Annotated in this window: 10 protein-coding genes, 1 pseudogene and 1 riboswitch; of the genes and pseudogenes, 8 read left to right on the plus strand and 3 right to left on the minus strand. The window is 56.3% G+C overall.

Annotation, left to right across the window (positions count from 1 at the left end; translation table 11 throughout):
* Window positions 1-125: 125 nt before the first annotated feature.
* The 8 genes and pseudogenes from ASC97_RS27750 (at window position 126) to ASC97_RS27780 (ending at window position 9,572) form a co-directional block, all read left to right on the plus strand.
* The gene (locus tag ASC97_RS27750) at window positions 126-1,085 is read left to right on the plus strand and encodes a transposase (protein WP_057471565.1); all 960 of its coding nucleotides are present in this window, start codon (window positions 126-128) and stop codon (window positions 1,083-1,085) included.
* A 234-nt stretch (window positions 1,086-1,319) separates the two neighbouring features.
* Entirely contained in the window at window positions 1,320-2,936 is a 1,617-nt protein-coding gene (locus ASC97_RS27755) for a Mu transposase C-terminal domain-containing protein (RefSeq protein ID WP_057471566.1), read from the plus strand.
* A 6-nt stretch (window positions 2,937-2,942) separates the two neighbouring features.
* Window positions 2,943-3,824 (plus strand): TniB family NTP-binding protein, encoded by an 882-nt coding sequence (locus ASC97_RS27760; RefSeq protein ID WP_057471567.1) that lies wholly within the window; start codon window positions 2,943-2,945, stop codon window positions 3,822-3,824.
* Window positions 3,785-4,684 carry a TniQ family protein gene (locus ASC97_RS33620; protein ID WP_082530192.1) on the plus strand — a complete coding sequence of 300 codons (900 nt, stop codon included), beginning with the start codon at window positions 3,785-3,787 and terminating at the stop codon, window positions 4,682-4,684. Before ASC97_RS27760 ends, ASC97_RS33620 begins: the two co-directional genes overlap by 40 nt.
* A 142-nt stretch (window positions 4,685-4,826) precedes the next feature.
* Window positions 4,827-5,437, plus strand: a pseudogene (locus tag ASC97_RS35805) (ISL3 family transposase); the annotation flags it as partial.
* Window positions 5,438-5,674: 237 nt separating this feature from the next.
* Window positions 5,675-5,777, plus strand: a riboswitch (TPP riboswitch).
* Window positions 5,778-6,148: 371 nt separating this feature from the next.
* Complete coding sequence (locus ASC97_RS36435; RefSeq protein ID WP_443216789.1) at window positions 6,149-6,715, plus strand: 4'-phosphopantetheinyl transferase family protein; 567 nt, start codon at window positions 6,149-6,151, stop codon at window positions 6,713-6,715.
* A gap of 283 nt (window positions 6,716-6,998) precedes the next feature.
* Window positions 6,999-8,123, plus strand: a complete 1,125-nt coding sequence (locus ASC97_RS27775) for an MFS transporter (RefSeq protein ID WP_244481610.1) — start codon at window positions 6,999-7,001, stop codon at window positions 8,121-8,123.
* Window positions 8,124-8,270: 147 nt separating this feature from the next.
* Window positions 8,271-9,572 (plus strand): serine hydrolase domain-containing protein, encoded by a 1,302-nt coding sequence (locus ASC97_RS27780; RefSeq protein ID WP_057471570.1) that lies wholly within the window; start codon window positions 8,271-8,273, stop codon window positions 9,570-9,572.
* Window positions 9,573-9,624: 52 nt separating this feature from the next.
* Here ASC97_RS27780 and ASC97_RS27785 read toward each other — a convergent pair whose 3' ends face one another.
* From ASC97_RS27785 to ASC97_RS35990, 3 genes are all read right to left on the minus strand, one after another.
* Window positions 9,625-11,079: an aldehyde dehydrogenase family protein gene (locus tag ASC97_RS27785; RefSeq protein ID WP_082530194.1), complete on the minus strand. Its 1,455-nt coding sequence runs from the start codon at window positions 11,077-11,079 to the stop codon at window positions 9,625-9,627.
* Window positions 11,080-11,204: 125 nt separating this feature from the next.
* Window positions 11,205-11,438, minus strand: coding sequence for an MbtH family protein (locus ASC97_RS27790; protein ID WP_057471571.1), 234 nt, complete (start codon window positions 11,436-11,438; stop codon window positions 11,205-11,207).
* A 29-nt stretch (window positions 11,439-11,467) separates the two neighbouring features.
* On the minus strand, window positions 11,468-13,142 hold a 1,675-nt coding region (locus ASC97_RS35990; RefSeq protein WP_156390481.1), incomplete at its 5' end, for a thioesterase domain-containing protein.

Here is a 13,142-nt window from a genome sequence, read left to right on the forward strand (position 1 = left end):
GTGCACACCCGAAATCCGTCCGCTGCAAGACAGAAACGGCATAACCTCGCCATCAAAGTTCGAAATCCGCTCAAACCGCGATCGCTGCACCAACGTCCCATTTATCGGGAACAGACCGCTCGCAGATGCTGCTTCTTCCGGAGGCGGTGGATGATTATGTCGGTACCGAGAATCCTGCACGCTTCATCGAAGCCTTCGTTGATGGGCTGGATCTACAGGCGGCGGGGTTCAGCCGCGTGATACCGAAAGCGACCGGCCGCCCCGGCTACGATCCGGCCGATCTGCTGAAGCTCTACATCGACGGCTATCTCAACCGGGTGCTGCTTCGGCATCTGAAGCCTGACTTCAAGACGATCGCTGATTTCCGTCGCGACAACCGCACCGCCTTCCGTCAGGTGTTTCGCGAATTCGTGCTGCTGTGCCGTCAACTCGACCTGTTCGGGCGGGAGTTGCTGGCAGTGGATGGCACGCGCATCAAGGCGGTGAACAACAAGGATAGGAACTTCACGCGAGGTGCGCTTTCAAAGTTCATCCGAGAGGCCGACGAGAAGCTGGACGGCTATATGACGCGGCTCGACGAGGGCGATGCCGACGAAGATCGTTCCGGTAATGGTGGTTCCGGCCGCGGCGATGGCAAACTCGCGGAGAAGATCGCCGCGATCAAAGGCAAAAGGGACCGGCACAAGGCGCTTCTGGACGAACTGGATCGCGCTGGCGGCAACCAGATATCGATGACCGATCCAGACAGCCGGGCGATGGCGCGCATGACGAAAGTAGGCGTGGGTTACAACGTCCAGCTTGCTGTTGATGTGAAGCACAAGCTGATCGCCGAGCAGGAGGTCGAAGCGGTAGTTGATCGCATGGCGGCAAGACTTGCCGCCCGACCCGAAGTTCTCGATCGGCGGCGCGAGAGCGTCGAGCATCCGTTCGGCACCATCAAACAATGGATGAACCAGGGCGCCTTCCTCATGCGGCGGCTGGAGAACGTCCGAGGCGAGTTCAGCCTGACCGCGCTCGCCTATAATATCAGGCGGGTCATCACCCTTATCGGTGTTGCGGGCCTGATCGCGGCTGTCCGGGCGTGAGAGGCCGTACTTCCTCGCCAAAATCCACCCATTGCCGATGAAAATCGCCTCAAGAAACTCTATAGCGGCGCCATGAAGTGTCGGTTTGCATTTAACCGTGAGATTCCGCCCCAACACTTTCAACAATTTAGCCCGGCACTTAAGCTGAGACTTGGCACTTAATTTGAGACTGCCTCTTGGATTTTAGCACTTAATGTGAGATTCATTCGTTGATGAAATCTGCGGTGCTTTAGTATGGATGATCGGTTTCCAGACGAGATTGATGAAACGCTTTGGGAAGAGGCGTGTCGACGCGCCGAGGCAATCCGAGAGTTTCTGAAGCGCCGATCTGGCGATGTGATTTCCGGGGATATGGCGCTGCTTGCTGTCGAACTTGGAGTCAGTCGAGCGACTGCATTCCGTCTTATCAAGCTATTTCGGGCTAGGGGAACGGTGATGTCGCTGGTGGAGCGGAAACCTGGCCGTCCTGACGGCCGACGGGTGCTCGACGAAGGCCGGGAAGAAATCATCCGCGCCACGATACATCGGTATCACCTGACAAAAAACCGACCAGGCATCTCTCAATTGGTTCGCGAAATCCGAACGAGCTGCCTCTCGGCGGGGCTGAAGCCGCCACATCGGCGGACGATCGAAACTCGTCTCCAGGACATCGACCTTCACCAACGCGCCAAACGACGGGGCGAATCCGAAATCGTGAAGCGGACAATGGCCGTGCCGGGAGGGCTCACCGCCTCGCGCCCACTCCAGATCGTCCAAGTCGACCATACGAAGGCAGATATCTTTGTCGTCGACGAGGAGACGCGTCTACCCATTGGCAGGCCTTGGCTAACTCTGGCAATGGATGTCTGCAGTCGGATGGTGACGGGGTTCTACCTCACGATGGACGCACCCTCCCGACTGTCGACAAGTTTGTGCTTACTACACTCCGTCTTTGACAAATCGCCTTGGTTACGGGAGCGCGAGATCATTGAGCCGTGGCCGGTCGCCGGCCTCCCTGAGACACTACACGTCGACAACGGCAGCGACTTTAGGAGCCGCGCTTTTAAGAGGGGGTGCGATGATGCTGGGGTTGCGATCGACTGGCGACCACCGGGCGAACCGCGCTTCGGCGGGCATATTGAGCGGCTGATCGGCACACAAATGGGAAGACTCCACCTGCTACCCGGCACTACTTTCAGCAATCCACAGGAGCTTGGCGAATACGATTCGAAGCAGCATTCGGCGCTGACGCTCCGCGAACTCGAGCGATACATCGCCCTCGACATTGTCGGTAACTACCATCAGTCAATCCACCGCACTTTGGGCCGCCCGCCCATCGCGGTGTGGCGTGAACAAGAGGGGGAAATTCCGCTCCGGCTGCCGCAGGACCGAATGCAATTTTGGCTGACATTCCTGCCCGAGCAGGAGCGTACATTGCAGCCTACCGGGATCCATCTCTTTGGAATGCGCTATTGGTCGGCAGCCCTGAGTGCCGACGTCGGGACTGCAAATCGCCGGCTGCTCGTCAAATACGACCCAAGGGATATGTCTCGTGTCTTCGTGCGACGACCATCAGGCAGCTTCGTGGAAGCTCGTTACGCCGATCTCACCTTGGCTTCGGTCACGCTACACGAAGCCTTGGCTGCGAGGCGTACTCTGCTGGCGAAAGGGCGACGAGAGGTCAACACCCGCGCGATCGTTGGTACGGCGATTGAGCAACGCCAACTGGTGGATGCAGCGGTGAAGACGACAGCAACAGTACGACGAGGCCGCACTTCCAGCTCAAAAACGAAAGTGGATGACAGCGGTTGGGGCTCGCTTCGGGGGATCGACTCCAGCAAACCTGTGGCTTTCGACGAGGATATGGAGTGAGCTGGCATGAACACAGAAATCTCCCACCTGACTGTGACCGCAGCGGCGCTGCTCGGTGAAGCAGACAACCAGCGCATCCGCGCCATTAGATCACGTCGCTGGCTCGTTTACCCGCGTGCCAAGCAGGTACTCGATCGCCTGAACCTCCTGGTGGATCATCCACGCGGGACGCGAATGCCGTCGCTCGCCATTTATGGCGACAGCGGCATGGGCAAGACAATGATCATGAAGCGCTTCCGTGACCAGCACCCACCAAGCTTCAACCCGATTACCGGCAGGCTGAAGACACCGGTTCTGGCGATGGAGATGACCAGCCGGCCTGGCGAACGGCGGTTCTACGCCGAGCTTTTGACCCTGCTCGGTGCACCACAGCGACCGCGTGCCGATATTGCCCAGATGGAGCAAGCGGCACTGCGCATCATGGAAGCGATTGGCGTTCAGGTTTTTGTGATCGACGAGGTGCACAACATTCTCGCCGGGACCTATCGCGAGCAGCGCATCGTATTAAATACCTTACGATTTCTCAGCAACCGCCTCCAGATCTCCCTCGTCTGTTTCGGCGTCAACGACGCCCGGGAGGCCATTGGTGGCGATGTCCAGTTGGCGCGTCGCTTCGACCAGTTCACGCTGAGCCGCTGGGCCGCAAATGAGCAGTTCGAAATGTTGGTCGCCTTGATACTGCGCAATACTCCATTGCGGCACCCATCGGTGCTAACCGCGAAATCATTGCGGCGAATACTTCAAGTCACCGAGGGCATCACCGCCAACATCTTTCACATAGTCAACTCACTGGCCATCGATTCAATCGAAAGCGGAAGAGAGCGGATTACCGACGAAGCCATTGAGAAATGGGAGCCAGAATTCGACGCCGACGCAGCATTCGCGTGAAGACGAACTTATGCGAACGGCCACTGCCGGTAAGGCTGGCTCCGTGCGCCGATGAGCTTTTGTCGTCGTGGATCGCCCGACATGCCGCATTCTATGCGATCTCTCCCTTGGCCATGCTTCAGCATTGCCTCCCCGAATTGCTATCATTACGCGCCGCCGATTTGAATCTTACCGAGGATCAGGTCGTCCGCATCGCCCACATATTCTCGATCGAGCCCACTACGGTCCGCCGCATGACGTTCTCGAATATTCCGCAATCATCACGGCGAATGATCGCAAGCGAGCCTCGACAATCGTGCTCTACCTGCCGCCGAACGGCCGACGGATTGCCCGTCATCCTTCGAAGCCAATTCTTAGGCTGGCGGATCACCTGCCCGCTTTGCGGAGGCACATTACAGACAATTGGCGGGAATGACGGCCCCACCCCCTTCGGCGGCTATCACCATGCAGCGCTGATGGGGGAAGAAATGCTCGACAACGAGGCTGAGCATGGTATCCCAAACTGGGTATCGCCGAATGAGATTGCCCGTCTCCTGCTAATGCGGCGCGTTCCAAAGTCGGTGCCCGGTTACGAACCGTCGGGCTATAGGCTGCTCGGTGTCATCATTCCTGATCTCGACGACGTCATGCAGATGGAAACCAGCAAACTTCCGAGTCCAGCAAGCCCGATCTTGCCCATGTATTTGCGCCCTGCCCTCTTGGCAGGTGTCGCCATTGTCCAGCATGCCGGGCCCGAAATGCTTCGCATGCTGAGTGGCCATATGATGGGTGAGAACAAAGCCCGCTTCGACAGCGCTATAGAAGAGATCTTAGACTGTTCGCGTCAGTCGCTTGGGTCGTCACAGTTGCACTTAATTTGAGATTCTCGGCCGACAGAATCTCTAATTAAGTGCCAAATGGGAAAACAACGGCCGCAATCTCACGGTTAACTGCCAAACGACAGATATCGAAAACGATCATGACGATCGGGCTTTGCAAGAGCAGGCGCCTGAAACGCCTTGGCGCAATCAGCTTCGCCGGGCGCATCGACAGTCCCGGAAGGATGTGTTCGAGACAGTGCACGCCTTGAGCAAAGAAGGCCTGACCTGCTCGGACATTGCACGTCGCACAGGATATGGCCGACGAAGCATCACGAAATGGCTGACGTTCGAAACCCGACCCGATCGACGCAGGAGCACGCTACAGCCGACATCTCCTCTATACTTCGAAGCGTTCCTCACCCAGTGTTGGAAGGATGGCAACCGCCGTGGTCGGCATTTGTTTCATGATATAAAGCACCGAGGATACACCGGCAGCTTTCCAATCTTGAACGCCTCCTGGCAACATGGCGTCGCGCCGAGAGGCCGGAAACGGAGGAGGATAAGGATGATGCGGCGTCGGCTCGAACTGGGCTCTCGGACAGAGTACCTGACAATTTGCCTGTCCGTGATCCGCAAACCGGTCATTTGATATCACCCATTGTCGCCGCTACTCTTTGCATCAAGCCGCGCGGCGCACTGACAATCAATCAGGCGCGGAAAGTCGATGCCCTCAAACAGGGATCACGGACGTTTGCTGTATTGCGCAGCTTCGCCATGCGATTTCGCGGCATATTTCGTGGCCGAACGTCGGCGNTGCATCAAGCCGCGCGGCGCACTGACAATCAATCAGGCGCGGAAAGTCGATGCCCTCAAACAGGGATCACGGACGTTTGCTGTATTGCGCAGCTTCGCCATGCGATTTCGCGGCATATTTCGTGGCCGAACCTCGGCGAAACTGGACCAGTGGATGCTGCAGCGCCGACAGCTCGTTTCAGGCACAGAGGGCGACGATCGCCTGTTGACAGGCCCACGATGTTTTAGCATGTTTGAGGTCATTCCGAGGGGAGCATCGCACGATGCTGAGATGGCGGTGAGCCGGACCCTTGAACCTGATCCGGGTTATGCCGGCGTAGGAACGGGACGGCGCGAGTTTACGCGACGGTGCTTTCTCTTCTTCGCTCAACCCGTATCTCCTTGATTGGTAACTGGAGATTACCCATGGCACTTGAGCGCCTCCCGGCTGCGAAAATTGCGCACCGTTATCGCCCGATAGTTCCCAGTTCGCGCGCCGGATGCAAAAGGCTTCATCGTTCAATACCTTCGCAGCAAAGGACCGCTTCCAATAGGCGCCGAAAGTGGCCGCGGAATAAGATCGATCACCTGAAGAGTACGGGGTGAGCGGTGAGCGATAGCGTATTTCCTCAGATTTTTCGGATCGCCGCATGTCACCCCGACATCTACATGGCTCGCCGGGCGATTTGTCAGCGCGACGAGGACGCGCTACTTCCATCAGAATTGGCGCAAATGGCAAATTCCGTAGCAGCAGTTAGACGACAGAGTGGCGCAGCCCGCATTATAGCTCGATCACTCTTGCAACAGTTTGATCTTCCTCCGAATGCGATAAACAAATGCTCGAGCGGCGCTCCGATTTGGCCCCCCGGGATCGTTGGCTCATTAGCGCACAGTTCAACAACAGCAGTGGCGGCGGTTGCTACCCACGCAAGATTCCAGGCGGTTGGCGTGGATGTCGAGCCAGCTGAACCCCTGCCAGAAGAAATTATGGATATCGTTATTTCCGCCGAAGAGCGGGTGTTTCTTGGCATGTCGCCTCTGATGTGCCGGTGTTTGTTCGTTCTCAAAGAGGCTGTCTACAAAGCTGCGTTCCAGGTAAGTTCCGTCAAATTCATCGACTTTAGTGACATCAGCATAAATATCGGAGAAAAATCGGCGAAAGTGGCCGGTATTTCTCGCCCATTTGCAATCGACTACCAGATAAGCGACGTGATCATTGGTATAGCGTATATCAAGAATGACACATTCAAACGCGGAATGCGGTGCAATACAAAGACCGAATTGCGTGGCCCGCGCTGAACCCAACTTTAACACCAGGTACCGAGGTTGATACTCGGCCAAGTCAAGGCATTCCTCAAACGTGAGCGCCAGCTGGTCGGGAAAGGCGATATCGCCGAAACCTACGCCGAGCGACGACCAACCGAATCGTGACAACGTGCGCCGGGCAGAATTCCAGTAGACCGGCGCGCAATTTAATTTGAAAAATGAACCCAAACTTAATGTTGGCCCCATGAGCAACAACCGTACGCCTAGCCTATCAATCCTCATTTTTCTGGCGGCGCTGTCGGCCGTACCAGTCAATATGTTTACGCCGTCCATTCCGAAAATAGCGGATGAGTTGCACGCTGATTTCGCCTTGATCAGCCTTACGATCGCCGGATTCTCTGCCGTGAGCGCGATCGCAGGTCTCGTCATGGGCGCTCTTTCCGACAGATTCGGACGCCGTCCTATAATCCTCGTTTCACTTGGAATTTTTGCAGCCGCGTCGGCAGGATGTAGCTTGACGACGAATATATGGCCATTCCTGATTTGCAGGCTAGTGCAAGGCATCATTATCGTAAGCTACCGTGTACCTTTGGCACTGCTTCGCGACACATCGGATGAGAGAACGACCGCGAGCAAAATCGGGTATATTTCGACAGCATGGGCGATAGCTCCGCTCATCGCTCCAACTATCGGAGGAGCGATGGACGAACTATTTGGCTGGCGCTCTATTTTCACTCTCTTTACGGCTCTTGGTGTTATAGGTCTGATGGCAACGTATTTTTTTATACCTGAGACCAATGCCCGCCGATCTACATCGATCGCTGTACAGATTAGGAATTATCGTGATCTCGTCCAATCCGGACGCTTTTGGGCGTACGCTCTTTGCTTGTCATTTTCTCTCGGAACCTTTTACGGTTTTCTCGCGGGCGCGCCGCTGGTAGCGGAAAAACTCCTAGGTGGATCGACGGTTACCTTGGGATTATATATGGGCGTGACGCCCGCCGGGTTTATCCTCGGGAGTTATTTGGCTGGCCGTTGCGGACCACGTTTTGCACCGAATTCTATATTGATTTTTGCGAGGAGCCTGACCTCTGTGAGCCTCTTTGCCGGCCTGGCTCTATACCTCTGCGGTGTCATTCACCCGGTCGCATTTTTTGGGCCCTGCGTATTTATCGGTGTCGGAAACGGCTTAACCATGCCTGCAGCTAACGCCGTTATTTTATCAATCCGTCCCGATCTTGCCGGCAGCGCGTCGGGCTTGGCAGGAGCACTTGCCTCCGCTGGTGGGGCAATTGTAGCATTTAGCGCAGGGCTTTTAATTACCAACGACAACGCGTCAATCGCGGTATTTGGCGTGATGATCGCTTCCTCGGCACTGGCGCTGTTCTTCGCTTTGGCCGCGACAGTTTTGGATCGCCGCAAGGGGCTTCTCATACAGTAGCGCGAAGTCTACGCGACGAAAAGCAACTGCGGAGGACATGCTGTGGCAAATTTGGCGGAGCGGGTTACAAGAGCGCTCTGTGATCTTAGGCGGGAAGCTGTAAACTCATCCTGGTTACCGCAAGAGCGGGACGATCTGGCAAACCGGATGCGGCGTGACAGTATTCCAGGCGTCGCATTGGCTGTCGTAAACGATGCCGAAGTTGTTTGGAAAGGCGGTTTCGGTGTCAGCGGCATCGATTGTCCGCTGCCGGTCACTTCAAGCACGCTGTTTCAAGCGGGATCCATCAGCAAGCCGGTTTTCGCAATCGCTGTGATGTGTCTTGTTGAAGCGGGTCTCCTCGACCTCGATGAGGACGTAAATTCCTATCTCACGTCCTGGAAAGTTCCCGCAAATGGAGCGTGGCAGCCTCGAATTACGCTCCGTCAGTTGTTAAGTCATTCGGCCGCTACCAGTGTGAAAGGCTTTCCCGGATATCCCTCCGCCGGTCCGCGACCAACGCTGCTGGAGGTTCTGAATGGCAGGTGGCCTGCAAATTCGCTACCTATTGCCGTCGAAGGAATACCTGGTCTTACCTGTCGCTACTCGGGCGGCGGAACAACTATCGCACAGCAGGTTATAATGGACGTCCTTGGGCGACCTTTCCCGGAGTTGATGAAGGAACTAGTGCTCGATCCTTTGGGCATGGTCACAAGTACTTATGATCAGCCGCTTTCAGCGGATAAGGCAGCGAGCGCAGCGAGAGGACACCGCTGGAACGCAGATCCGGTTTCAGGAGGTGCTTACATCTATCCAGAAATGGCAGCGGCGGGACTGTGGACCTCGGCGGAGGAGTTGGCGGAACTCGGGGCGCGGCTAATTCGGCTGTTGCAAGGGGGGCCATCACGCCTTTCGTTGAAGAAGCAGAATCTAGAAGCAATGCTACGGCCCCAGCTAACAGGTGAGGAAATCGGGCAATCTTTCGCGGGTATCGGCTGGTTCTGCGAAGGGAAAGGGGACGCTTTCAGTTTCGGGCACAATGGTGAAGATAACGGGTTCTTATCAAGGATACGTTTGTTTCCGGAAGTGGGTGCTGGCGCCGCTGTTTTGGTCAATTCGATACAGGGTGGCCCGCTCATCTCGCACATCTTTTCGGCGCTGGCGCGCGAATTCGATTGGCCCTCGGCCCACGAGAATTTATCTGCGGTGGTGCCCCTTGACTATGATAACTTCGTTGGAAATTACACGGACCGCAACGGCATCAGTGCTCAGATAACTGGAGAAGACGGTACACTGAACCTCGAAATTGGCTCGCAGCCCCCTATGTCACTGACGCTGGTCGGCTATCGTCTCTTCAGCTCAAGGGTGGCGGACATGCAGGTGGCTTTCGAGGAGCTTGATAAAAGCGGCCGTTTCAGCCTCGTCCTCATTCAGTTCGGTGTTCGCGTGGTGTTGCAGCCCGCACTATGACCATCAGACAATCAGAAATATTCGTAGGGCTACGGCAGGCAGAGTTCGAAGTTCACATTTTGATTAGTATGTTCTTTCTCTGCACATAACCTTGCAAGGCTTCTCGGCCCTTCAAGCTACCGTAGCCGGCTCTTGCGAAACCGCCGAATGGTATTTCGGCACCCCCTATAGCGGATTGATTTGAGACGATGTGGCCCGCGCGGATTTTGTTTGCCGACCGCATCATTCGGCCCATATCTTGAGTGAATATGTTGCACATTAATCCGCTATGCCGCGCGCTGTTCGCTATCTTGATGGCGTCGGCCTCTTCATGAAACTTCATAATCGCCATCACGGGACCGAAAATTTCTTCCTGTGCAGCGCGCATTGACGGCGTCACGTCTGCGAGCACTGTGGGTCGCATGAAAGATCCGTCTCCCTTCAAGCGTGACCCTCCAATCAGGCATCTGGCATCTTGCGTTGTTGCGTCCTTTACGATGCCCAGCACTTTCTGCAGCTGCCTATCGCTGTCTAGCGGGCCCATGTAGGGGCTGAATTCACTACTCTCGATTCCTGGTCCGACTTGCATCAATTCAGCTAATGCGACAGCTCTATCAACGAGTTCATCATGTCGAGATTCATGAACGATGATTCTGTACATTCCACAGCAAAACTGGCCGGCGTTCCAGTACGATCCACGCCTCGCTGCATCGATGAATTCATCCAGATCGCCGTCCTCGTAAATAATCGTTGGAGACGTGCCTCCCACTTCAACGATACTTGGCACTAAATTCCTAGAAGCTTTAGAAATGACGTCAGCAGCCGAGTCGGGATTACCCACGAAAACGATGTGATCTATGTCTGGGTGTCCGGCCAACGCCGCGCCCGCCTCCTGTCTTCGGCCGCACAAGATATTGACTGTCCCAGCAGGAAATCCGGCTGCTTCAGCGGCTCGCGCCAACCATCCCGCAGATAAGGGTGCGGTCTCGGACGTTTTCATGACACATGAATTGCCAGTCACCAGAGCAGGCGCCAGAGCGCGAGCCAAGATGTAGATAGGGTAATGACAAGGCATAAATTGCGCTGACACACCAAGCGGCTTATAGATCGTAAAATCGAAGCGACTAGCGTCGCCAGGCACGGTTTTCCCCTCGATGGATTCCGCCATAGCGCCAAAATATTCAAAGAAGCGGATCGACGCCTTCAATTCGGCATCCGCTTCGAACAAGGGTTTCCCTTGTTCCAATGTAATAGTGCGTTTGATCTCATCCGCATTCTCGGCAAGGAACTGCCCCATCGCACGCACCATCCGGCCGCGTTCCATCGGGTGTAGATCCGCGAACTCGCCGGACAGGTAAACCCGTTGCGCTGCTTTAACAGCTCGATCAATATCCTCAACGCTCGCTAGAGCCTGTTCCGCGAGCTTCTCACCCGTGCTTGGATCTTGTACCTCTATGCGGCCCGCGCCACCGTCACAAAAGATTCCATCAATGTAATTTTGCCAATAGGCGTCAATGAGATTGCTCAAGGCCGTCTCCCACGGTTTTTCACTTTTTAAAGGTTGGCACTGGATGCTCGCATGTTACGTGAACAGTGCGGGATCCACGTTCTGAAACTTGCTCTAGGTTTGTTTTGGCTAGGTAATGAGCGTCTTCAGGCGGACTCTTTGCGGGCGAACCGATTATCCCCCGCCTGCCCGACAGGTTTTGCTCGGATATTAGTCCACTCACGATCGATGTATTCGAGGCACACCTGCTTGCTGTCCGGACCAAAAACTTTGCCCCAGCCACCTGGCATATCCGCGCCTTGAGGCCAGAGAGAGAATTGACCAGCGTTGTTGGCAAGCACCAGAAACCTGCCTGCCTCTAAATCGAACGGATTAGACATTGCGCTTTCTCCTCTTTGATCGAATCTTTTCAACCGGCTAACGCCGCGGCGATGTGTGGCCCGATGTGAAAAAGGGCCCCCGGAGTCATCATGTCGTCGTGTTCGAAAAGGGTTGAGCGAATGCTTATTTCGCCGTCGACATAGGGTTCCCAGCCGCAATCTTCACGACGTTCTGTATGAGGACTTTGCTGGTCCGACCTCGCTCGAACGAAGAGAAGATCTCCACGAAACAGGTCGGGTTGAAACCCGTCAATCAGACGCGGAGCTCCATGCAATCCCGCAATAATCGATTCTTTAATCGCTTGATCAAGGAGGCCAATGCGGTGGTCCGCCGCTTCCCAGTTTCCGAAGATCTCGTTCGCAGTTTTTTCAACCAATGCAGGTTGAGCAACGCTGACATTACAGTCTTCTTGACTAGATTCCATTCCCGAAACAAGCCGTGGATAGCCGTCCAAAAAGATCAACTGTTGGACATGCTCGCCCTCACTTTGAAGCTGGGTCGCAATGGCGTGAGCGATATGACAGCCCAGGGACCAGCCTAACAAAGTGTAGGGCCCGCCAGACTTTACCGCGCGCATTCTACTCGAATAGTCTCGAGCGATTTCTCGAATACTGCCGGGGCTATAGGCCGTCTCCAGCAGACTCCGGGATTGTAGCGCATAGATGGGCTGTTCCGCGGGGAGATGTTGAAGAAGGGCGGCGTAAGGCCAGCCCAGGCCACCTCCTGGATGAATGCAGAAAAGAGGTGTCCGGCTACCAGTAGCCCTGAGTGGCATAACGACATCAAGAGCTCGCTTTTCACGCTCGGCGGACGGCTGGTTCAACCTCGCCGCCAGCGCAGCGACGGTCGGCGCCTCGAAGACGGCCCGAATGGACARTTCGGCTCCCAGGACGGAGCGGATCTTGCTCGTCAACCGTGTCGCCAGCAAGGAGTGACCACCGAGTTCGAAGAAGTTGTCGTCGATGCCGACCTTGTCGACGCCGAGCAGTTCGACGAACAGGCCGGCGATGATCTCCTCCTGCGGGGGACCACCGAGTTCGAAGAAGTTGTCGTCGATGCCGACCTTGTCGACGCCGAGCAGTTCGACGAACAGGCCGGCGATGATCTCCTCCTGCGGGGTTCGCGGCTGGCGGCTGGACTGCGAGGCAAACACCGGGGCGGGAAGMGCCCGTCGATCGAGCTTGCCGTTCGGCGTGAGYGGCAGGGCTGTCAGCTCCAGGATCGCCGAAGGAACCATATGCTCGGGAAGAGCCGTGGCGGCATGCCGGCGAAGCTCTGCCAGATCGATGGTCTGCCCGGGTTTGGGCACGACATATCCGACGAGCCGCTTCTCGCCCGGCTCGTCCTCCCGGGCGATYACGGCCGCCTGTGCAATGGCAGGGTGAGCGGCCAACACCGCCTCGATCTCGCCGGGCTCGATGCGGAAGCCGCGGATCTTGACCTGCTGGTCGGCACGGCCGAGATATTCCAGCACTCCGTCGGGGCGCCATCTCGCCAGATCCCCGGTGCGGTACATGCGGCTTCCAGGGGCTCCGAACGGATCGGCGATAAAGCGTTCGGCCGTCAGTGCGGGGCGGTTAAGATAACCACGCGCCAGGCCGCCGCCTGCTATGTAGAGTTCGCCGGAAACACCGGCGGCAACCGGCCGCAGATTTGCATCCAGGATGTAGATCCGCGTGTTCCAGATCGGCCGGCCGATCGGC

The organism is Rhizobium sp. Root1203, from assembly GCF_001424945.1.
GTDB lineage: Bacteria > Pseudomonadota > Alphaproteobacteria > Rhizobiales > Rhizobiaceae > Rhizobium.

Coding starts and splice junctions, on each gene's coding strand:
- ASC97_RS27750 (WP_057471565.1), top strand. CDS start 126: ATGCTGCTTCTTCCGGAGGCGGTGGATGATTATGTCGGTACCGAGAAT.
- ASC97_RS27755 (WP_057471566.1), top strand. CDS start 1,320: ATGGATGATCGGTTTCCAGACGAGATTGATGAAACGCTTTGGGAAGAG.
- ASC97_RS27760 (WP_057471567.1), top strand. CDS start 2,943: ATGAACACAGAAATCTCCCACCTGACTGTGACCGCAGCGGCGCTGCTC.
- ASC97_RS33620 (WP_082530192.1), top strand. CDS start 3,785: ATGGGAGCCAGAATTCGACGCCGACGCAGCATTCGCGTGAAGACGAAC.
- ASC97_RS36435 (WP_443216789.1), top strand. CDS start 6,149: ATGGCAAATTCCGTAGCAGCAGTTAGACGACAGAGTGGCGCAGCCCGC.
- ASC97_RS27775 (WP_244481610.1), top strand. CDS start 6,999: ATGTTTACGCCGTCCATTCCGAAAATAGCGGATGAGTTGCACGCTGAT.
- ASC97_RS27780 (WP_057471570.1), top strand. CDS start 8,271: ATGCGGCGTGACAGTATTCCAGGCGTCGCATTGGCTGTCGTAAACGAT.
- ASC97_RS27790 (WP_057471571.1), bottom strand. CDS start 11,438: ATGTCTAATCCGTTCGATTTAGAGGCAGGCAGGTTTCTGGTGCTTGCC.